Source organism: Paraperibacillus marinus, from assembly GCF_046237605.1.
Taxonomy (GTDB): Bacteria; Bacillota; Bacilli; order Bacillales; family DSM-1321; genus Paraperibacillus; species Paraperibacillus marinus.
In genome coordinates this window covers 1,266,761-1,287,699 of record NZ_CP143542.1, presented here as the reverse complement: position 1 = coordinate 1,287,699, position 20,939 = coordinate 1,266,761, and the positions used below count along the sequence as shown (strand labels likewise).

The following is a 20,939-nucleotide window of genomic DNA, read 5'->3' as shown; positions in this document are numbered from 1 at the left end:
CTATCTGTCTATAATAAATATCACAACAGATTTATTTTACTTGAAAATACTTTCAAGGAAAAGCCCTAATATGTATAAGTTTCCTAAATTCGCAAATCTGACAAAAATATGGTTAATCAGAATTTTATATTTTTCTCCCTGCCTACTCCATAATTATCCAATCCGCACGATTTTAAACTCTTTTTATTATATGGGTATAAGTATAGCCGATTCTTTCCGGCAATTTAATACCATGAGCTTATCATAGCATTTTTACAAGGAAATAGATAAGCAGCAGCGTTCCAATTATTGATCCGAACATAAAGCTTTTTATTTTGAATTTCCAGCCCGCCGCCATCCAGCCGGCACAGTGCAGGCCAAGTACGATAAAATAGGCGGTTCTGCTTCCAGGCGCAGCAGCATCCAGGATCTTCACCGTCAACAGCAGAATATTGAAGGCGGTAAGGACCAGGGCAGATTGAAAAAGGATTTTATCCTTCTTCAGTACGAAAACTGCAGCGGCAGACATCAGAATAAAAATAACTGCCAGGAGCATTTGCAAGTTCAAATCCAGTTCTGTAAAATAGTTTACATATAATGTAAGCGCCACACTTAAAACGGCAGCAGCAGCCCCGAATGGTTTACCCAGGAATCCTGCTTTGCCTTCCCTTCCAGCCGGCTGGCTTTCGCCGGAATACAGCGTCAGAAGATAGTCACAATACTGGGCAGGGAGCAGCCTGTTTGCTTTCCAGTACCGCACTTCGTTCAGGATGATTTTTTTTCTTGTTTCATTCAAGGAATTTCCCCCTTACAGGCAGTCTACCTTGTAAGTATAATCCTTCTTGCAGTGCTGGGAAAGAAATTTTTTGGAAGCGGTTCAAGCGTTATGCAGCATATAGAAAAAGCCCGCTCCATAAAAGAGCGGACTGTCAGGTATAGTCATTATTCAAGGAAATCCTTAAGGCGTTTACTCCTGCTCGGATGGCGGAGCTTGCGGAGCGCTTTTGCCTCGATCTGGCGGATACGCTCGCGCGTTACACCAAAAACCTTTCCAACTTCTTCAAGGGTTCTTGTCCTGCCGTCATCAAGGCCGAACCTTAAGCGGAGAACATTTTCCTCACGGTCGGTCAGGGTGTCGAGTACATCTTCGAGCTGTTCCTTCAGGAGTTCGTATGCTGCATGCTCAGAAGGAGAAGTGGCATCCTGGTCTTCAATAAAGTCGCCAAGATGTGAATCATCTCCCTCACCGATCGGAGTTTCGAGTGATACAGGCTCCTGTGCGATTTTCAGGATTTCACGGACCTTATCAGGCGTCAGGTCCATATCTTCTGCAATCTCCTCAGGAGACGGCTCACGGCCCAGGTCCTGAAGCAGCTGCCTTTGGACACGGATCAGCTTATTGATTGTCTCCACCATGTGCACAGGGATCCTGATGGTCCTGGCCTGGTCGGCAATCGCTCTTGTGATGGCCTGGCGGATCCACCATGTAGCATAGGTACTGAATTTAAAGCCCTTGTTGTAATCGAATTTTTCCACAGCCTTGATCAAGCCCATGTTGCCTTCCTGTATCAAGTCCAAAAACAGCATGCCGCGGCCGACATATCTTTTGGCGATGCTGACAACAAGACGGAGGTTTGCTTCAGCCAGCCGGCGTTTGGCTTCCTCGTTGCCCTGCTCAATCCTGTGCGCCAATTCTATTTCTTCCTCACCAGACAGGAGGTCAACACGGCCGATTTCCTTTAGGTACATCCTGACAGGGTCATTGATTTTAACCCCAGGCGGCACACTCAGGTCATTAAGGTCGAATTCTTCTTCTTTTTCCAGCTCCTTGACATCAGGATTTTCTTCATCATCGCTGTCTTCACTTTCAGCGATGATTTCAACGCCCTGATCACCAAGGTATTCAAAGTATTCATCCATCTGTTCGGAATCTAGATCAAAATTAGCCATGCGGTTAGCAATTACTTCATAATTGAGAGAACCTCTTTTTTTACCGATCTCGAGTAACTGTTCTTTCACCTGCTCGAGGGTCAACTCACTATCAACTTCTCTGGAACGTGCTGATTTATCAGCCATCAGTTCCCCTCCTTCCAAAACTGTACAACGGTGATGCTATAGCAATTTTCTTAATTGAATAATTTCCATTGCAATTTTTGCAGCCTGCAGATGGTCATCCTGCATTTCAGCCTTCTTGCGCTCAGCCTCTTTTTCTTTTATCATTAACATTTTTTGATACTTCAACACCTGATTTACATAATCTCTTATCTCCTGGTCGGTAAATTCTTCGTTGATTGTCATCATTTCGATATCTGACACAAGATTGCGGAGATTATTATCAGGCAGGAAGCTTAAAAAATGGCTGGTTTCCGGTTCGTGCCCCTCTTCATAAAAGGCATAGAGATAGGTAATGATGGCCTGGTATTCATCATGATTGAAAAAGGTTCCTTCCATCAGGTTTTGTACCTTGGCGGCCGTTTCCCGATCCTTCAGCATATGGGCAATAAGTTTCCGCTCGGCGCTCTGGTGGGCAGGCATCAGTTTTCTTTCATACTGCAGCCTGACATTGGCTGACTGCCTGGGCGCCTGGCTGCCGCCCTTCTTTTGCTCAGCAAAATACATTTGCTTCTGCTGCTGTTCGAGCGCATCGAGGGAAAGCGTGAATTCAGAAGAAATCTGCCGCAGATAATGCTCCCTTTCCACAGCGCCCGGAAGTTTGGATATTTCCTTCAGCACCTCTTCAATGTAATGGATGCGTTCTCCTTCATTATTCAGGTTTTTCCCTCTCCGCAGATATCTCATCCTGAAGGCGGTATGAGTCAGGCTTCCCCCTATTACTTCATGGAGGAACTTGGTGCCGCCATGCTTCTTAATGTAGTCATCGGGGTCCATCCTGTCAGGCATGAGGGCCACTTTCACGGCAAAGCCGGCTCCAAGAAGCATGGAGGCTGCCCGGTTGGCAGCCTCTAGGCCCGCCGGGTCTGAATCAAAGCAGATGACTGCCGTATCGGTATTCCTGCGCAGAAGGGAAATATGCTCTTCTGTAAGCGAAGTGCCCATTGTGGCTACCCCATTATCCACCCCGGCGCTGCTTGCCGAAATACAATCGGCGAAACCTTCGAACAGGATGACCTGCTCTTTTTTTCGGATGGGCGCCCTCGCGCTGTGGAAATTGTACAATAAGCGGCTTTTATTGAAGATTGGGGTTTCAGGGCTGTTCAGATACTTAGGTTCTCCTTCTCCCAGCGCCCTGCCGGAAAAAGCTACCGTATGTCCCTGATGATCCACTATGGGAAACATGATTCTATTCCGGAAGCGGTCAAAATAACTGCCGGTTTTTTCACTTTTGATGATTAATCCTGATTTTTCGACAATGTCTTCTGAAAATCCTCTTTTTATTAAAAATTTATATACAAAATCCCAGGCTTCAAGCGCATAACCAATCTGGAATTTATCGATGGATTCTTGGGTGAAGCCCCGGTCCAGAAGGTATTCAAGGGCCTCTTGCCCTTCTTTTGTGTTTACAAGCAAATGATGATAGAATTTCTTTAACAGCTCGTGGGCTTCAAGCATCTTGCTCTGACCCGGAGTTTTTTCCTTCTCTCCAGATCCCTGAAGCTCAATTTCGAGCGGGATCCCTGCCCTGTCGGCCGCTTTTTTTGCTGCCTCAACAAATGACAGTCCTTCAATCTCCATTATAAAGTTAAAGCTGTTGCCTCCTGCACCACAGCCAAAGCAATGGTAGATCTGCTTATCAGGCGAGACAGAGAAGGAAGGTGACTTTTCACCGTGAAATGGACAAAGGCCGAAATAATTCCGCCCTTGTTTTTTTAACTGCACATATTCACCGACCACATCGACAATATCTACAGCTGCCCGGATCTCATTAATCTTTTCATCTGGTATGCGGGTCATTGACATATCTTTCACCTTTAGCTTCACGAAAATTTGACCTCCGGCATATTTCAGCGGCATGTTCAGCCGCAGCCAGAAAGCAATTGCTTTATAAATGATATTTATAGTCGGAAATCATGGTATAGGGTCCATCAGCTATGGATGATACGTTACTAATTCTCCAAAGAGCTTTTATTTCCTGCATGATTCGACAATATTTTCGAAAGCTGCCGCACAAAATTCAAGCGGTCCTCGTTGGTAAATGGCTTCGGGCCTTTTGTATACTTGCCCTGACGCCGGCTTTTTGCGGATAAATAGCGCATATCAAGCAGAGTGTCTATATTGTTTTCCGTGTATTCCTTTCCCCTGGGTGAAAGCACATAAACATGTTTAGGCAAAAGTGTGCCCGCAACCCCTATATCCCCGGTGATGATGACATCGCCTTTTTGGCGTGATTCAGGATATACAGATCTGCAGCTTCCTTTGTATTCCCCAACATATACCCATTTTCCCGGAGAAGGCTCACTCATCATATTATTTATGGAAGTGACGAAGCACACATCTATGCCATGCCGCTTTCTTCTTCTGATATTTCCCCTTTAAAAGGACATGCATCGGCATCTACATAAATGACTCTGCCTTTTTGTAATTCTACATTGTTCATCATTATCCTTCTTATGAAGCCTTTTCTTTTTTCTTAGAAAAGGAATTTGTCGAATTATTTAAATAGGTAAAACTTGACAAGTAATATTTTCTAGTTTATTCCTTATTTACTAAGTCTAAACCTATAAAATACTTTTTTATCACAGCTTTTTATTATAGTACAAATTGTTTAGAAAATCTATTGTTTTTACTCGCCCGCCAGCATAGCATCAGCGGCTCCAAAAAAATGGATGGGATTTCGGAGCGGAACTCCGCCGCCAAAAAAAATAGCACTGAAGTGTGCTATCATTCCTGCCCTTTTTGGATAATGTTAATGATGGTATTAGCCGTTTCTTCCACAGCCTTGTTGGTCACATCAATAACAGGGCAGTTCAATCTATCGACAATCTTATCGAAGTATGTAAGTTCTTCTTTAATTCTTTCCATGTTGGCGTAGATGGCATGATCGTTCAGGCCCAATACTTTAAGCCTTTCCTTGCGTATGTTATTCAGCTTCTCAGGGCTGATCTTCAAGCCGATGCATTTGCTCGGCGGGACCAGGAACAATTCCTCGGGCGGGTCCACTTCCGGGACCACCGGGACATTGGCAACCCTCAGCCTTTTATGGGCCAGATACTGCGACAGCGGTGTCTTGGATGTCCTCGATACGCCTACAAGCACGATATCAGCACGCATGATTCCCCTGGGATCCCTGCCGTCATCATATTTTACTGCAAATTCAATCGCTTCTACCCTCTTAAAATAATCTTCATCCAGCTTTCTGACCATGCCTGGTTCATATAAAGGCGGTGATTCGAATGTCTCCTGAAGCCTATCCACAAGCGGCCCGATGATATCGTAAGCAAAAATACCTTCCAGCTCTGCCTGATCCTTCATATACGTCCTAATATCCAATTTGACCAGCGTGTAAGCGATGATGCCTGAATTTACCTTTGCAAGGGATATCACTTCATCAATGTTAGAGCGCGTCTCTACATAGGGAATGCGTTTGATTATAATATCATGCCCTTTGAACTGGCTTGCTGCTGCCTTGGTTACGAGTTCTGCAGTTTCTCCCACTGAATCTGAAACAACATAAATCATTTTACTGTTCATAAGTATATCTCCCCTATATATCATCGTCAGCAAGAGCAACAAATGCCTTGGCAATATTGGTTTTTGTAATTCTTCCTGCCACTTCATAGCCTTTTTCTGTTTCCCTGACAACAGGAACCGCATCAATCTGTTTTTCAATCAGTTTCCTTGCTACATCAATGAGCAGATCGTCCTTTGTACAGACTGTTATGTTAGGCATTCTTGTCATAATGATATTGACTGGTATCGATGTTAATTCCTGTTTTCCGATGCTTGCCCGAAGGAGGTCCTTCCTCGAAAGCACACCGCGGAGTATGCTGTCTTTATCAACAACGAACAGAGTGCCTACATCCTCCAGGAACATGGTGCAGATGGCATCATATACCGAAATATTGTCACTTACTACTACAGGTATGGATTGATAATCTTTGACTGTTATTTTCCGCAGGCTGTCTGTCAGAAGCTGGGTTTCGCTTTTGCCCGAATAAAAATATCCGACCCTCGGCCTTGCATCCAGAAAGCCGGCCATTGTAAGGATGGCAAGATCCGGCCGAAGTGTCGCCCGTGTCAGACTAAGCTGATCAGCGATGTGTTCACCGGTAATGGGGCCGTCCTGTTTGACGATCTCTAATATTTGCAGCTGACGTTTATTGAGTTCTATTTTAAACACCACCTAATCTATAAAAAGCCACTTCTTAACTAAACCTTGGATGGTTCATCTTAAGCATATCGGGTGACGATCTAGCTGCTTAGCATCAATCCAGTTCTTAAAATTATACTTTTATTTGGGGTAAAATGAAAGAAATAAGTTATACTGTTTAAATAAATTATATACTAATCACAAAACAAGGGGCTGCCAAGCAGAGGCAGGCTCCTTATGGCGCAGTTCAGGAGCATTCTGCCCTATAACTGATCAGCACTTGGGAACCGGCCTGTCACTGACAGCCGCTTAGTCTTGTAGCTGACTTTTCGTCAGACGAAATCAGCCAGTCATGACTTTATTAATTTCAGCAAATCCGCGGATGGACTCCGTCATCTCAGATAACAGGGCCAGGCGGTTATGCCGCAGGCTTTCATCTTCCGCCATTACCATGGTATGTTCGAAGAATGCTTCAATCGAAGGCTTAAGCGAAGCCAGAAGGGCAAATTTTTCATCTTCGCCCTGCCGCTGTCCATATTGTTCCTTGACGTCCCGGAACAGCTGGTGCAGCTCTCTTTCGTATTGGTTCTCAAACAGCTGCGGATCGGCACTGCTTCCTTTTTCAGCCTTCCCGCCAAGATTCATTACACGGCTCAGCGCTTCGATTGCGCCCTTGAATTCCGGCTGTTCACTGCGGGCATTCAGCACTTCCGCACGCTCGATCAGGCTGGCTACATTTCCTGCCTTCCCGGCAAGGACTGAATCAATCAGGTCATAGCGTACGCCGCGCTCGGTAAGAAGATGCTTAATCCTCATCTTGAAGAATTGGAGCAGCTCCGATGAAAGATCTTCTCGTTCTTTTTTGGCAAAGCCGGCAGCTTCTACCTCATCAAGCGAAAGCGCCAGCAGCTCTTCAAGTTCGATATCCCAGCCGCGTCCCGCAAGGATCGCCACAATACCGCTCGCCTGCCGTCTCAGTGCATAGGGATCCTGTGATCCTGTAGGAATAATCCCGATAGAGAAACAGGAAACAATAGTATCCAGTTTATCAGCTATGGACAATACAGAGCCGGCGAGGGATTCAGGCACATTGTCCTCGGCATTGCGCGGCATATAATGCTCGTTTATGGCTAGAGCCACTTCTTCAGGCTCACCCTTGATCCTTGCATACTTTTCACCCATGAGCCCCTGCAGTTCAGGGAATTCATAGACCATATTTGTGACCAGATCAAACTTGCTTATTTCAGCTGCCCGATCGGCATGCTGCCGGGTACTCTGATCAAGTTCAAGCTTCTCTGAAATAGCGGCCGCAAGCTTCCTCACCCTGCCGACTTTATCAGAAAGTGTCCCGATTTCTTCTTGATACACAATGGATTCAAGTTTTTTCAAAGAGGCCGCGATATCTGTTTTTAAATCTTCTTTATAGAAGAAAGCCGCATCGGCAAGCCTTGCACGCAATACCTTTTCATTTCCCCTCGCAACAGTCTCCAGGTGATCTTTGTTTCCATTCCTTACTGTAATGAAGTGAGGAAGCAGCTCCCCTTCATTGTTCAGGACAGGAAAATATCGTTGATGTTCCTTCATGGAGGTGATCAGCACTTCCTGTGGAAGCTCAAGGTATTCTACCTCATAGCTGCCGAATAGTGCAGACGGGTATTCCACTAAATTATTCACTTCTTCAAGCAGTTCTTGGTCAAGTGGAATCCGCCAGCCCTGCCGGGACTCTATTTCCCGAATTCCCTCAAGAATCATTTCCCTGCGCACATCAGGGTCAGCAATGACAAACTGCTGTTTCAGTGCCTCTTCATACTGCGCCGGCACATTAATTTCTGCAGTATTCCCGAGAAAGCGGTGGCCCCGGCTTGTGTTTCCAGCCTCGACTCCAGCGATGGCAAATGGAATGATTTCATTACCGAACAGGGCTGTCAGCCATTTAATCGGTCTGACAAATTTCAAGTCTTCATCTGCCCATCTCATATTTTTTGGGAAATGAAGGCTTGTGATCACTTCCTTCAATTGAGGCAGCAGTTCCTTAGTGGGCTGTCCTTTAATGAACTTCTTGACATAGGCATATTCAATGCCATTCAGCTCTTTAAAAAAGATGTCATCAGCCGAAACCCCCTGGCCGCGTGCAAATCCCATGGCAGCCTTGGACCAGTTCCCTTCACCATCAAGGGCAATCTTTTTCGCAGGCCCTTTTGCCTCTTCATGGATATCACTTTGAGCTGCCGCAGCACCCCCAATCAGGACTGCAAGCCTCCTCGGAGTAGAAAAAGCCTTGATTTCATCAAATTCAATGCTATGTTCCTTCAGCCAGGCTGATACCTTTTCCTTCAGCTGGTTCATAGAGGAAGTAACAAACCGGGCAGGCATTTCTTCAAGTCCGATTTCTAATAAAAAGTCCTTCTTACTCATGAGCATTTACCTCCCCTTTCTTTAAAATTGGAAAGCCAAGCTTTTCTCTTTCTTCATAAAACGTTTTAGCGACTTTTCTGGCCAGGCTGCGCACTCTTGCCAGGTAGCCGGTCCGCTCCGTCACGGATATGGATCCTCTTGCATCCAGAACATTAAAGGTATGGGAGCATTTCAATACATAATCATAGGCCGGGTGGACCAGTCCATGCCCCATTTGCCTGTGCGCTTCCTTTTCATAGATATTAAACAGCTGGAACAGCATTTCCGGATCAGAAGTTTCAAAGGTATAGGTGGAGTGTTCAAACTCCGGCTGGTAAAAGATATCCTTAACTGTAAAGCCTTCAGTCCACTCCAGGTCAAAGACATTTTCCTTATCCTGGATGTACGAGGCCAGCCGCTCAATTCCGTAAGTGATTTCCACTGAAACCGGTTTACACTCAAGCCCTCCAACCTGCTGGAAATAGGTGAACTGAGTAATTTCCATTCCATCAAGCCATACTTCCCAGCCCAGTCCGGCACAGCCAAGTGATGGATTTTCCCAGTTGTCCTCTACAAAGCGTATGTCGTGCTTGAGCGGGTCTATTCCCAATGCTTTCAGCGAGTCCAGATACAGCTCCTGAATGTTATCAGGCGAAGGCTTCATGATCACTTGGAATTGATGATGCTGATAAAGCCTGTTCGGGTTCTCACCATACCTGCCGTCAGCAGGCCTTCTTGACGGTTCCACATAGGCCACATTCCAAGGCTCCGGCCCAATAGCCCTAAGGAAGGTGTAAGGACTCATCGTCCCTGCCCCTTTTTCCACATCATAAGCCTGCATCAGCATGCAGCCCTGTGCAGACCAATGCTTCTGAAGCGTAAGTATCATATTTTGTATATTCATTCTTTGCACCTCCACTATTTTGGCCCTTCAATAAAAACAAAAAAACTCCCGTCCTATGCTAAACGCATAGGGACGAGAGTTTACCCGCGGTTCCACCCTATTTGCCGGATGATCCGGCCTCTTTTGCTGTAAATCCAGCCGCTGCTCGGGACTGCCTTCGCATGGTTCTCAATGCCCTGCTTCCACCACCGCAGGGCTCTCTGGGAAATGAGGGCTTCCTTGCTACTACTTTCCTTCAACGCAGCTCATATAATAATAAACAAATTTTATAGGATTGAGAGTCTGTTTGTCAATAGCAAGGATGGCAGTGAATGCCATTTTTATATCTGATCCTTGAACTTATCCATCTGATCAAGAAATTTCCTTGATTTTAAATGAAGGCCGGAATATTCGTCATAGTATGTTCTTATCACCCTGTCCAGCTCTTTTTTCGTTTCAGGCTTAACAGAAACGGAACCCAGGCGATTTATATCAAAGTAATAAAAGAGCCGCAGCAGCTTGACTGCGGCAGGCGATATCTTGATGTGATATGGATCTTTTCCAAGGCAGCGGTGGCAGAGGAAGCCGCCTTCGCGCACTGAAAAAGAAAATTCCCCTTCGGCTGCCCCGCAGGATGCACATTGATTTAGGATAGGGTGCAGCCCGAGAACATCCAGCATCTTCATTTCAAATATGAATTTAAAGATTTCATTATCATAGCCTTCATCAATATAGTGAAGGGATTTATGCAGCAGTTCGAACAGGTAGGGATTCGGCTTTCGGTCATCCACGCTTTTATCGAGCAGCTCCACTATATAGGAAGCATAGGCCGTCGAAAAGATGTCCTCCCTGATTCCCCTCATGGCTGAAAAGGTTTCCCCCTGCTGCATGAGGCCGATTCCTTTGGATGTCTGCACAAGATAGGAACCGTAATTGAACAATTGGGTGACGGCAGTGAAACGGCTGCTTGGCTTGTTAGCGCCCCTCGCCATCACCGCGATTTTACCCCATTCACGGGTATAAAGAGTGATGATTTTATTGTTTTCTCCGTAATCGGTCCGCCTTATTACGATTCCCTCACATTTTTGGAACATGATCAGAATCCCGCCCTTCAGATGGCGGCCAAAATATCTTAAGATATAGGAAATTCGGTATCCGCTAGTACAGTTTCAACAGTTTCGGGTTTATCGCCATGCTCCAGCTCCAATTCTTTAAATAGGAGATAGGTATCAATATTACCTGTGCTGCTGAAGACCTTCCAGGTAAAATCCAACAATATAAGCCCACCTTTCGATTGTAAAACTAGCATCATTCAATTCTTCCCAAGCCCTTAAGGATATTTTGGCCCTTCAGTCTTCATTTCATGTTAGACATTATTTTCTAAGTATAAATTCCAACTTAATACTCATCTTCCCTGAAGCCGTAATCCCTCAGCTGGCCGGGACGGTTTCTCCAGTCCTTCTGGACCTTCACCCAAAGCTCAAGGAACACCTTTGAACCAAGCAGGTTTTCTATATCAAGCCTGGCACGCTGGCCAATTTCCTTCAGCATTTTCCCCTGCTTGCCGATCACAATGCCCTTTTGGGAATCCCGCTCTACAATGATGGTCGCCATCACATGGACGGTTCCGCTGCTGTTGTCCTCGCGCTTGATCGATTCAATTACAACAGCAATGGAATGGGGAATTTCCTCACGTGTGAGGTGCAGGGCCTTTTCCCGGATCAATTCGGAAATGATGAACCTTTCAGGGTGGTCTGTCACTTGATCTGCAGGATAATATTGCGGTCCTTCGGGCAGATAGGATTTAATCTGCTCAAGAAGCGTGTCTACATTATTTCCCTGAAGTGCAGAGATCGGTACAATCTCCCTGAATTCCATCTTCTCTTTATATTGATCGATGAGCTGCATCAGCTGGTCGGGATGCACAGTATCAATTTTATTGATAACAAGGAAGACAGGAGTCGAAACCGCCTTCAGCTTTTCAATGATGAATTCATCACCGCGTCCGTATCCTTCCTCAGCGTTGATCATGAACAGTACGAGGTCAACTTCCTTAAGCGTATTCTGTGCAACCTTCATCATGAAATCACCAAGCTTGTGCTTGGGTTTATGGATTCCAGGTGTATCAATGAAGATCATTTGTGAGTCCGCGAGCGAAAGCACTCCCTGAACTTTATTTCTTGTGGTCTGGGGTTTGTCGCTCATGATGGCAATCTTTTGACCGATAACCCGGTTAAGGTAAGTGGATTTCCCGACATTCGGCCGTCCGATGATTGAAATAAAGCCAGACTTAAAATTCTTTGATGTATTGTCATTCATATTATCCATTTAAATCCTCCGGTGTAAAGGCTCCTGGAAGCAGGGCTTCCACGGTTGTTTCTTTAATTTCCCCTTTTAAATTCGTTAAAACTACTTTCATGTCTTTCGGACAGAACTCAGAAATTACCTGGCGGCAGGCGCCGCATGGCGATACAGGGCCATCCGTGTCAGCGGTGACCGCAAGCATGCTGAATTTGGTATCTCCTTCGGATATGGCTTTGAAGAAGGCTGTCCGCTCGGCACAGTTCGTCATGCTGTAACCGGCGTTTTCTATATTGCAGCCTCCGTACACTTTCCCATCCTCAGTAAGCAGGGCAGCGCCCACCTTAAATTTCGAGTAAGGGACATAGGCCTTTTCCCTGGCTGCTTCAGCCAGTTTAATCAGTTCATGGATTTCCATTTTGTTCTTCCTTTCTGCAGGGATTATAGGAACAGATTGTAGCTCTGCACAAGCTTTGGTACAAAGATGATGATTCCAACAAGGATGGATAGCAGGGTGTACACAAGAACGGCACCCGCAGCCATGTCTTTCGCTTGTTCCGCCAGGGGGTGATACTCCTTGACGGCAAGATCCACCGTCCGTTCAATGGCCGAATTCACCAGTTCAAGGGCAATGGTCCCTCCAATGGCAGCCAGGATGAACAGCCATTCTATCGCGCTCAGGGAAAAAAACCAGCCAGATATCAGCACCAATACCGTGACTGCCGTATGTATCCGTACATTGCGCTCTTGTCTGAAGCCGGTAAGGATTCCTCTGAGGGCATAGAATAAGCTTTTATGAAATGGATGCTTCTTCCCGGACTTACCGCTTGAGTCCATAGGCATCCAATATTTCTTTCTGTTTTCCAAACATCCTCTTTTCGTCTTCTTCCGTCATATGGTCATATCCCAATAAATGAAGAAATCCGTGAAGGGCAAGAAAACCCAATTCGCGGTCAAAGGAATGGCCATATTCGTCCGCCTGCTCCCTTGTCCGATCAACAGAAATAATGATATCGCCGAGCACTCTTGGCATATCAGCCCCAACAATCTCGATTTCATCCTCCCCCATTTCCTCCAAGGCAAAGGAAATCACATCAGTCGGTTGATCCTTCCCCCGATAATCACGATTAATCTCCTGGATCCTCTCGTTTCCCGTGAAGGTTATGGACACCTCTGCACCTTCTGTGACTTCGAGCTTACCGGCCGCGAATTCGAGAAGCCCTTCAACAAGCTCCCTGCCTTCACTGCTGGTTTCATCCGTTTCATCAATAAAGTCAATATTTAAATACATCTCATTCACCTGCTCATTTTTTTATGTCTGGATATTCGATGCGGTTATGGAAAATCCCCTTCAGTGTCTCACCCAGCGACTTGTTTACAATATCGAGTTCTTTCATGGTGATATCACATTCATTAAATTGCCCATCCTGGAGCCTGCCTACAATAATGTTTTTGATCAGTCCGTCAATCGCCTCTGCCGTCGGCTGTTTCATAGAGCGGACCGCTGCCTCGACACTGTCAGCGATGCTTATGACTGCTGCCTCTTTGGATTGGGGTTTAGGGCCTGGATATCGATAATCCTGTTCCTTAACGTCCCTGCCTTCCTGCTTCGCTTTATGATAAAAATATTTCAGCAGGGTTGTTCCATGATGTTCCCTGGCTATCGCAATGATTTCCTCCGGCAGGCGGTGCTTCTTCAGCGACTCCACTCCATCGGTGACATGAGCAACAATGATTTCCTTGCTTGTATCCGGATCCAGCCGGTCATGGGGATTCTCGATGTTCATTTGATTTTCAATGAAAAACTGAGGCCTTTCTGTTTTCCCGATATCATGATAATAGCAGCCAACCCTAGCTAAGAGCCCATTGGCGCCGATTGCCTCTGAAGCAGATTCTGCAAGATTGGCGACCATGACGCTATGGTGGTATGTTCCTGGTGCATCCGTGAGGATTTTCCTCAATAATGGATGGTTCGGGTTCGATAATTCAATCAGCTTCATGGAGGTCAGTATGCCAAATCCCATTTCAAAAAATGGAAGGACGCCTATTGTCAAAATGGATGATGCGAGTCCTGATACCGTCGAAGAGATGATATAGAACACAAAATCGGTTTTAAGGGTCCTGGCATCCATGATCAGCAGGAGGGAGCAGACGAGAAGCATATTCAGCAGGGACAGAAGAAGGCCGGCCTGCAATATCTTGGATCTATAGTTTTTAGTATTCAGGAGGATGATTCCCGCCGCCCCGCTGAGCAGGATATAAAGTCCGGCAGCTAGATGAAGATTGGACGCAATCCCTTCATTGAAAACGATTGTACCAAAACAGGAAAGGACAATGGTCATGGCGATGGCCAGCCTTTCGTTGAGAAGTATCTTGATCAGCATCGCAGCAAACGCCGCCGGGAAGAAATAAACCATATCGATGTATTCCGATTCCTGGAAAAGGCTGACTGTTTTCATGACTATAAGGGCCAGCAGATAAACCATGCCAAAAAGAAGGATATCAGATTGTTTTTTGTCTGCCGGATCCCTGATTGCCTGAAAGTAATGATAGAGCCCTCCCATGGCAATCAGGATAAACAGCCCGAGCCCGATGAAAGGACGGTAGGACTTATCATTCTCTAGAAAGCCGGCGATTTTCAGCTGATGGTATATATCCCTGTCAACAAGCTGGCCTTCCTCGACAATGACCTCCCCCTGCAGGATCCTGACCGGCTCTACCCCTTCAAGGGCTGCCTGCACTTTTTCTTCCGATTTCTGCTTATCGTAGAACTCATTCTGGATGATGGCGAAGCGGGCAAGTTCGATTGCCGCTTCCTTAACATCCCGTGGAAGACTTGAGATTTTTATTTGTTCTTCAGCCCGGTTCTTCGCATAGCCTACTTCATCCGCCGGGATCCTGGTGCCCATCACATTATTCACGGCAGTCAGGGTCAGGTCCTTCGCCATGTCTGTATCATATTTGCCGGCTTTCAAAAGGGCCGTGAAGGCCGAATCAGAAAGTTCCCTTGTCACATCACCGGTAAGCTTGTCCTTCACCATTGAGATATGCGCGGGAAGTACGGCTTTGAATTTCTCGGGAGGCTCTTCGCCTTCTTTCGACCCTTTTGTTTTCTTTTCCAGCTCATCCTTCACTTCTTGTATCGATTCAAATATGGAAGCAATCAGATCCACCCGGTTTTCCGCATACTCCTTCTTAAGGGTGTATACATCTTCGACAGAGCCTGCCGCTTCCTGTCTGGCAGCTTCCGTCATCTCTTTATCTATGACTGTCTGGGTAGCCCGGATGGTCTTGTCCGCCGGAGTCAGCAGGCTGACATCGACTTTTTCAGTCGTCACATTAGAAAACATGATGAAATAAGATATTACCCCTAATACAGCAAAAAGCAAAGCTTGAAAAACCTTCATTCTCAGAAGATCTTTTAATTTAGCGATCACCTTATATACACTGCCCATGCACAGTCCCCCTGACAGACCCTGTTTAAGCTCTCTTTAGTTTTCAATTCTGTTACATAAAATAATATCAGTTTTCAGGATAAGTTTCACCCTAATTAAAACCCTGCAGACAGCAGCCCTAAAAAAGAGCCTGCCAATGCAATGGCAGGCTCTTTCATTTCATGAATCAGCTTTTTCATAAGCACCGATGATTTTGGAAACCAATGGATGCCTGACTATGTCTGTCTGTTCAAGGATAACAAATGATATTCCAGGGACATTTCCCAGGATTTCCTCGGCAGCCAGCAGTCCCGATTTCGCACCTTTCGGAAGGTCAATTTGGGATCTGTCGCCCGTGATGACCATTTTCGAGCCAAAACCAAGTCTTGTGACAAACATCTTCATCTGTGCGCCAGTCGTATTCTGGGCTTCATCCAGGATGATGAAGGCATCATCAAGCGTACGTCCCCTCATATAAGCGAGCGGTGCAATCTCGATAGTCCCCCTTTCGATCATCCTTTCCGTATGGTCGGTGCCCAGAACATCATGAAGGGCATCATACAGCGGACGCAGATATGGATCCACCTTTTCTTTCAGGTCGCCCGGAAGGAAGCCGAGGCTCTCTCCGGCTTCGACCGCAGGACGTGTGAGGATGATCTTTTTGACACTCCCGTTTTTAAGGGCATTGACAGCCATGATGACCGCCAGATAGGTTTTGCCTGTACCGGCCGGGCCGATTCCGAAGACGAGGTCGTTCCTCCTGATTTCGGAAATATATTGACGCTGTCCAAGGGTCTTGACACGAATCGTCTTTCCCTTGGCATTCTTCATGATTTCTTCATTGTATAATTCCATAAAATATTCGATGGTGCCTCGTTCGGCCATCTGTATCGCATATAAAGTATCACGGGTACTAATGTTAATGCCTTTCCTTATCACCGTAAGCAGTGATTTAAGGACAGTTTCAGCCTTCTCGGCAGAACTCCGGCTTCCTGTAATGGTAATATCTCCTCCACGCGTGACAACGGTTACAGCTAGTTCTTGTTCAAGTACCTTTAAGTTTGTATCAGAATTCCCCAGCAAAGCAAGCGCTTCGGCAGGCGATTCGAGGTGCAGGTTCACTACTTTGGCTTCTTCTGGCATTCCTTAGTCTCCTTGGATAATTGGTTGTCCGACAGCAATATCTTCTATCACCTGATAGTGTATTGTTATTTTAACTTTACCACTGTCGATTGTCTGGTGCAAAATATTCTCCCCCACTATTTTTGAATCCTCGGGCAAGAGCTTCTTTAAATCCCCTTTTCCCATCTCCCTTGCCTTTAAAACGGCCTCTTTTTCATTATACGTCCTGACCGTATCTTCTCTTTCCCGGCGGGTTACCGATTTGTAAGATATGGGGAGTTCCCATTTCAGGAATTTAAGCGGCCTTTCACTTGTTTCAGTTATATACCGCTTGAATTCATTCTTCTTGAAATTCCAAACGGGAATTGTAAAATCAACTATTTTTATATAATGTTTCACGCTTTCCCTTCCGTTAAACACGGAAAATTTGGTTTTTAACGGCACTTCCACCTGGGACTTGTACCATGTCTCGCCCCAGACCTTCCCGTCAGCAGGTACGATCCGCGGTTTTTTTTCACTGCCGATATTCCCCGATATAAGAAGCTGGCCTTTTCTTACATAATCATGCACTGCCGCCACCGGCTGCCCTTTAACTGCAAAGACACCTGTGATGACCGCTTTTTTCCTGGCCACTATATTCCTCGGGGAGAGCTTAACCGGCTCTTTCGGCTGTTTCTTTTCCACTACCTGAAAGTGATACTTGGTTCCTTTAAGCTCTACCCCTACCCAGGTAAGCTGTGATATATTATTTGTCAGCCTCCGCTGTATTTCATCCTCGCCAGCTATAAGAAATTGAATTTTGCCGGTCCCCACGCCCATCTTATCCAATTCCTTCCTGATCTTGTGCTCAGTAGCAGGTTTTGCGCCGCTTACTTCTATTCCCCAGACCATATTGGAGAGCAGAAAAACGACCATCAGGAAGGCAAGGAAGCCTGCCAGGAAGCCGCTGTTCTTAAGCGTCCTTTTTATTAAAAAAGGGCCGCCCCTGCCTTCTATAAAAGAAAGTCTGCTGTCGCCGCCCCTTACTGCTTTTCTTAAATTATGCAAATCCCTTAGATGAATATTGAAAAGCACGGAATGAGTGCCGGTCCTTTTAATATTCCAAACGTAGATATTATGTTTAACGATTTGATTGATCAGCCGTTCATTTCCCCTGCCATCTGCCCTTACCCTTACATAGCCCCCCAGGAAGTTTGTCCATTGATTTTTCATCTTTTTTTCTCCCTCACTAATCATTTATGAATGATACTTGGTCAATTTTTCCTTCCAGCAAAATTTCTTCCGGAAGAATGGCTCTTATGGAAAAGGAAGTCCCTTTGATCAATAACTGTCCGGTTTTAAGCATCAGCCTCAGCTCTGTGTCTGTAAAGGTCAATAGCCCCCTGTGATTTTCAATATATATATGCAGCTGCCCAATCATGGTTATGCGGGGCAGATCCATCACTACGTCCTGTGGAAGGTCCATGGTATTCATCATGAGCTGCCGGATTTTTTGTCCCCATTTTTGCGCCATACAAAAAGAACCCCCTTTTATCTCAAATGTATGAGACAAAAGGGGGTTCTAGCACCGCTTTTTTAACTTTTCAGGCTTCTGTATCTTACTGTACTCCGGCCATTTCTGCTTCTGGGCCGTCCAAGTATTTCAGCCATGATGACCCCATTCAGGATCTGGTCCTCTGTAAATGGTCCAGCCTTTCCTGTTTCAATCTGATCGAGCGGGGGGATCTGCTGGACGGGCGCAATCTGGCGTTTCCTCTTCATGCTGTCTGCCAGTTGTGTGGCAGCTATCTCTTCTTCCAGTATGGCATCATGGTATACCGCTGATTCAGGTTTATTGCGGCTCTCAATCTCAGGCTGCCGGCGTCCCGCTCCGGCAGGAACAGGCTTTTGCACCGGTCTTGGCATCTGGCCTGCAGGGCGGGAGGCATTCGGTTTATTGACCTGCCCTTCCTCCTGTCTTTTCCTGCCTCCCCTGCCAAACAGAGTGGAGGCAAGGCCGATCAGGACGATTAAAAAGGCAGCATTGCCGAATAAAAAGTCGATGAGCTGTTCCAACGAGTACCCTCCTTATGGCAGAAGGACATTATTTGTTATCCTTGTCCTTCCCGCCTGATGACATCCTGCCGATTGAATCCCTCATATCCGTATCAGCATTGATGTTTTCGTAATTGATATAATCCATGACCCCGATGTTCCCAGCTTTAAGCGCATCCGACATCGCAAGCGGAACTTCTGCTTCCGCTTCTACTACCTTAGCCCTCATCTCTTCTACGCGGGCTTTCATTTCCTGCTCGTAAGCGACCGCCATGGCACGGCGTTCTTCCGCTTTTGCCTGTGCGATTTTCTTATCGGCCTCTGCCTGCTCCGTCTGAAGGTTCGCACCGATATTAGAACCTATGTCCACATCGGCGATATCGATGGAAAGAATTTCAAAGGCTGTACCGGAATCGAGTCCTTTGGATAAGACAGTCTGGGAGATCATATCCGGATTTTCCAGGACCTTTTTATGGCTGTCTGAAGAACCGATGGTGGAAACTATCCCTTCACCCACACGGGCTATTACGGTTTCTTCACCCGCACCGCCGACAAGGCGGTCAATATTTGCTCTTACCGTAATCCTCGCTTTAGCTTTAACTTCAATCCCATTCATGGCCACACCGGCAATGAATGGTGTTTCAATAACCTTCGGATTAACGCTCATCTGTACCGCCTCAAGTACATTCCTGCCCGCGAGGTCGATGGCGGCGCTCCTTTCGAACGGAAGTTCAATATTGGCCCGGTGGGCGGCAATCAATGCATTGACAACCCGGTCCACGTTACCCCCTGCAAGATAATGGCTTTCCAGCTGGTTTGTGGAGACATCGATACCCGCTTTGTGGGCTTTGATCAGCGGGTTGATGACCCTGCTCGGTATAACCCTCCGGAGCCTCATACCGATTAATGTGAAAATGCTGACTCTTACACCTGCAGCGAGTGCTGATATCCACAGCATAACTGGAACGAATGTCAATAAAACCGCCAGCAGGATTACAGCGGCTATAATGATGATCAATAGCATGATATTGCTTGAAATCATTAGTTTCCTCCTTGCTCTCCGGCTTCCCTGACTACAATGCGGGATCCTTCGGCTTTTATGATCATTACAGATGAATCCTTCTGTATAAAGCTTCCTTCAGAGACCACGTCGATCCGCTCCCCTTCCACCAGCGCTATGCCGGATGGCCTGAGCGGTGTCAGTGTGATCCCTTTTTTTCCGAGCAGCTCGGTCCTGCTCTTATTAGAAATATACCCTTTTTCCGTGGCAGTGGAATCACTCAATATGATCTTCCTGAAAAATTTCATGTTTTTACCATACACCTTTACCATTATTATGCTTGCCACAATCGTTATGATGAGGGCTGCTGCCAATGACAGGCTTGTATACACAAAATTCCCCGTCGTCAGATACAGGCTCCCCGCAACCGCGGAGGCACCCAGCACTCCGGCAATCCCCCCCGGGAGGACTAGCTCCAGGAGAAGCAGGATGATTCCTGCAGCGAATAGAAGAACAGGTTCATAACCAGTAAGGCCGGCTGCCATATGTCCGAAAAAGAACAAGCCAAAAGCTGTCAGACCGGCAATGCCCGCTATTCCGAAGCCTGGTGAAAACAATTCGAGCACAAGGCCCAGGCAGCCTATTGTAAAGAGGATCGGAATAACGGCGGGATGTGTAAGGAATCTGGCTGCTTTTTCTGCAAAGCTTTCATTCACTGTCTCAGTACTTTTTTCATCAAGATTAAGTGTTTTCAGCAAATCACTCCTGTCCTTGACCGTGCCCTCATTATAGCCGGCTTTTTCAGCCTGCTTGGCGGTGAGGGTCAGCAGTTTGCCAGGACCAGCCCCAAATTCCGTTAAGTCATTATTCTCACTTGCCATTGCAAGGGCGAATTTAGGATCACGCCCGTTTTTCTCGGCGGCTGACTTCATCGCCGCAAGCCAGTAGGACTGTGCCTTTTTTGATGCTGCATTACCCGACCCGTCAATGACGGCCGCCGATCCAATGACCGCGCCAGGCACCATATAAATCTCATCTGCATGCAGGGCGATATAAGCACCGGCGGATAGTGCTCGGCTGTTAATGAAGGCAATTTTCCTCAGAGGTGAATCATCAAGCAGCCCGCTGATTTTTTCTGCTGCAGCCACTGCTCCCCCCGGAGTATTTATTTCCAGTATGACGGCGCTCGCACCGTTCTTTTCAGCCTCATCCATCGCCCGTTTTAGGAAGGAATACAAGCCATCCTCCACTGTGTCTGTAACGGGTATGAAATAAACTTTTCCTTCTGCAGCCGGAGAACTTTGCGGCGAAAGAAAACAAAAAAATAACACGAAGCAGAATGCAGCCCAGCTAAGCCTCAAAATGTGGTCACCCCCATTCTCAAGTATATATACGTTTACAAAAGGGAAAAGTTTCAATTATTGGAAAAGACGGACTACTTTCTTTCTCCCTCCACTGCCAGCTCAGGCAGAAGAAAGAAGAAGGCTGTCTGCCTCCCCACATAAATCTCCCGCTTATGAAATA

General features: G+C 46.4%; 21 protein-coding genes. All 21 read right to left on the bottom strand.

The features are described from left to right. Nucleotides 1-241: 241 nt before the first annotated feature. Nucleotides 242-775: a hypothetical protein gene (locus V1498_RS06430; RefSeq protein WP_409297638.1), complete on the bottom strand. Its 534-nt coding sequence runs from the start codon at nt 773-775 to the stop codon at nt 242-244. A 146-nt stretch (nt 776-921) separates the two neighbouring features. Then, nucleotides 922-2,055: an RNA polymerase sigma factor RpoD gene (gene rpoD, locus V1498_RS06425; RefSeq protein WP_409297636.1), complete on the bottom strand. Its 1,134-nt coding sequence runs from the start codon at nt 2,053-2,055 to the stop codon at nt 922-924. Nucleotides 2,056-2,091: 36 nt separating this feature from the next. Further along, nucleotides 2,092-3,897 (bottom strand): DNA primase, encoded by a 1,806-nt coding sequence (dnaG, locus tag V1498_RS06420; RefSeq protein ID WP_409297635.1) that lies wholly within the window; start codon nt 3,895-3,897, stop codon nt 2,092-2,094. A 146-nt stretch (nt 3,898-4,043) separates the two neighbouring features. Beyond that, on the bottom strand, nt 4,044-4,430 hold the full coding sequence (locus V1498_RS06415) for a DUF188 domain-containing protein (protein ID WP_409297633.1): 387 nt from the start codon (nt 4,428-4,430) through the stop codon (nt 4,044-4,046). Between the two features lie 388 nt (nt 4,431-4,818). Then, complete coding sequence (locus V1498_RS06410; protein ID WP_409297631.1) at nt 4,819-5,628, bottom strand: pyruvate, water dikinase regulatory protein; 810 nt, start codon at nt 5,626-5,628, stop codon at nt 4,819-4,821. 13 nt (nt 5,629-5,641) lie between these two features. Further along, a complete protein-coding gene (locus V1498_RS06405; RefSeq protein ID WP_409297630.1) occupies nt 5,642-6,280 on the bottom strand; it encodes a helix-turn-helix transcriptional regulator in 639 nt (212 codons plus the stop codon). 309 nt (nt 6,281-6,589) lie between these two features. Next, nucleotides 6,590-8,662 (bottom strand): glycine--tRNA ligase subunit beta, encoded by a 2,073-nt coding sequence (gene glyS, locus V1498_RS06400; RefSeq protein ID WP_409297628.1) that lies wholly within the window; start codon nt 8,660-8,662, stop codon nt 6,590-6,592. Continuing rightward, on the bottom strand, nt 8,655-9,545 hold the full coding sequence (glyQ, locus tag V1498_RS06395) for a glycine--tRNA ligase subunit alpha (RefSeq protein ID WP_409297627.1): 891 nt from the start codon (nt 9,543-9,545) through the stop codon (nt 8,655-8,657). The genes glyS and glyQ overlap by 8 nt, the downstream gene beginning before the upstream one ends. A gap of 320 nt (nt 9,546-9,865) precedes the next feature. Then, the gene (gene recO, locus V1498_RS06390; RefSeq protein WP_409297625.1) at nt 9,866-10,618 is read right to left on the bottom strand and encodes a DNA repair protein RecO; all 753 of its coding nucleotides are present in this window, start codon (nt 10,616-10,618) and stop codon (nt 9,866-9,868) included. A 38-nt stretch (nt 10,619-10,656) separates the two neighbouring features. Continuing rightward, nucleotides 10,657-10,800, bottom strand: coding sequence for a YqzL family protein (locus tag V1498_RS06385; protein WP_409289340.1), 144 nt, complete (start codon nt 10,798-10,800; stop codon nt 10,657-10,659). A 122-nt stretch (nt 10,801-10,922) separates the two neighbouring features. Further along, nucleotides 10,923-11,843, bottom strand: a complete 921-nt coding sequence (gene era / locus V1498_RS06380) for a GTPase Era (RefSeq protein ID WP_409299175.1) — start codon at nt 11,841-11,843, stop codon at nt 10,923-10,925. Between the two features lies 1 nt (nt 11,844). Then, the gene (locus tag V1498_RS06375; protein ID WP_409297623.1) at nt 11,845-12,243 is read right to left on the bottom strand and encodes a cytidine deaminase; all 399 of its coding nucleotides are present in this window, start codon (nt 12,241-12,243) and stop codon (nt 11,845-11,847) included. Between the two features lie 23 nt (nt 12,244-12,266). Beyond that, nucleotides 12,267-12,668: a diacylglycerol kinase family protein gene (locus V1498_RS06370; RefSeq protein ID WP_409297621.1), complete on the bottom strand. Its 402-nt coding sequence runs from the start codon at nt 12,666-12,668 to the stop codon at nt 12,267-12,269. Further along, a complete protein-coding gene (gene ybeY / locus V1498_RS06365; RefSeq protein WP_409297619.1) occupies nt 12,646-13,116 on the bottom strand; it encodes an rRNA maturation RNase YbeY in 471 nt (156 codons plus the stop codon). Before ybeY ends, V1498_RS06370 begins: the two co-directional genes overlap by 23 nt. Nucleotides 13,117-13,129: 13 nt before the next feature. Further along, a complete protein-coding gene (locus V1498_RS06360) occupies nt 13,130-15,280 on the bottom strand; it encodes an HD family phosphohydrolase (protein ID WP_409297617.1) in 2,151 nt (716 codons plus the stop codon). Nucleotides 15,281-15,439: 159 nt separating this feature from the next. Then, nucleotides 15,440-16,402: a PhoH family protein gene (locus V1498_RS06355; RefSeq protein WP_409297616.1), complete on the bottom strand. Its 963-nt coding sequence runs from the start codon at nt 16,400-16,402 to the stop codon at nt 15,440-15,442. Nucleotides 16,403-16,405: 3 nt separating this feature from the next. Next, entirely contained in the window at nt 16,406-17,593 is a 1,188-nt protein-coding gene (yqfD, locus tag V1498_RS06350; RefSeq protein ID WP_409297614.1) for a sporulation protein YqfD, read from the bottom strand. A gap of 16 nt (nt 17,594-17,609) precedes the next feature. Continuing rightward, nucleotides 17,610-17,894 (bottom strand): sporulation protein YqfC, encoded by a 285-nt coding sequence (yqfC, locus tag V1498_RS06345; RefSeq protein ID WP_409297612.1) that lies wholly within the window; start codon nt 17,892-17,894, stop codon nt 17,610-17,612. A 62-nt stretch (nt 17,895-17,956) separates the two neighbouring features. Then, nucleotides 17,957-18,436, bottom strand: a complete 480-nt coding sequence (locus V1498_RS06340; RefSeq protein WP_409297610.1) for a hypothetical protein — start codon at nt 18,434-18,436, stop codon at nt 17,957-17,959. Nucleotides 18,437-18,464: 28 nt separating this feature from the next. Continuing rightward, the gene (gene floA / locus V1498_RS06335) at nt 18,465-19,457 is read right to left on the bottom strand and encodes a flotillin-like protein FloA (protein WP_409297609.1); all 993 of its coding nucleotides are present in this window, start codon (nt 19,455-19,457) and stop codon (nt 18,465-18,467) included. Continuing rightward, the gene (locus V1498_RS06330) at nt 19,457-20,776 is read right to left on the bottom strand and encodes an NfeD family protein (protein ID WP_409297608.1); all 1,320 of its coding nucleotides are present in this window, start codon (nt 20,774-20,776) and stop codon (nt 19,457-19,459) included. Before V1498_RS06330 ends, floA begins: the two co-directional genes overlap by 1 nt. Between the last annotated feature and the right edge of the window lie 163 nt (nt 20,777-20,939).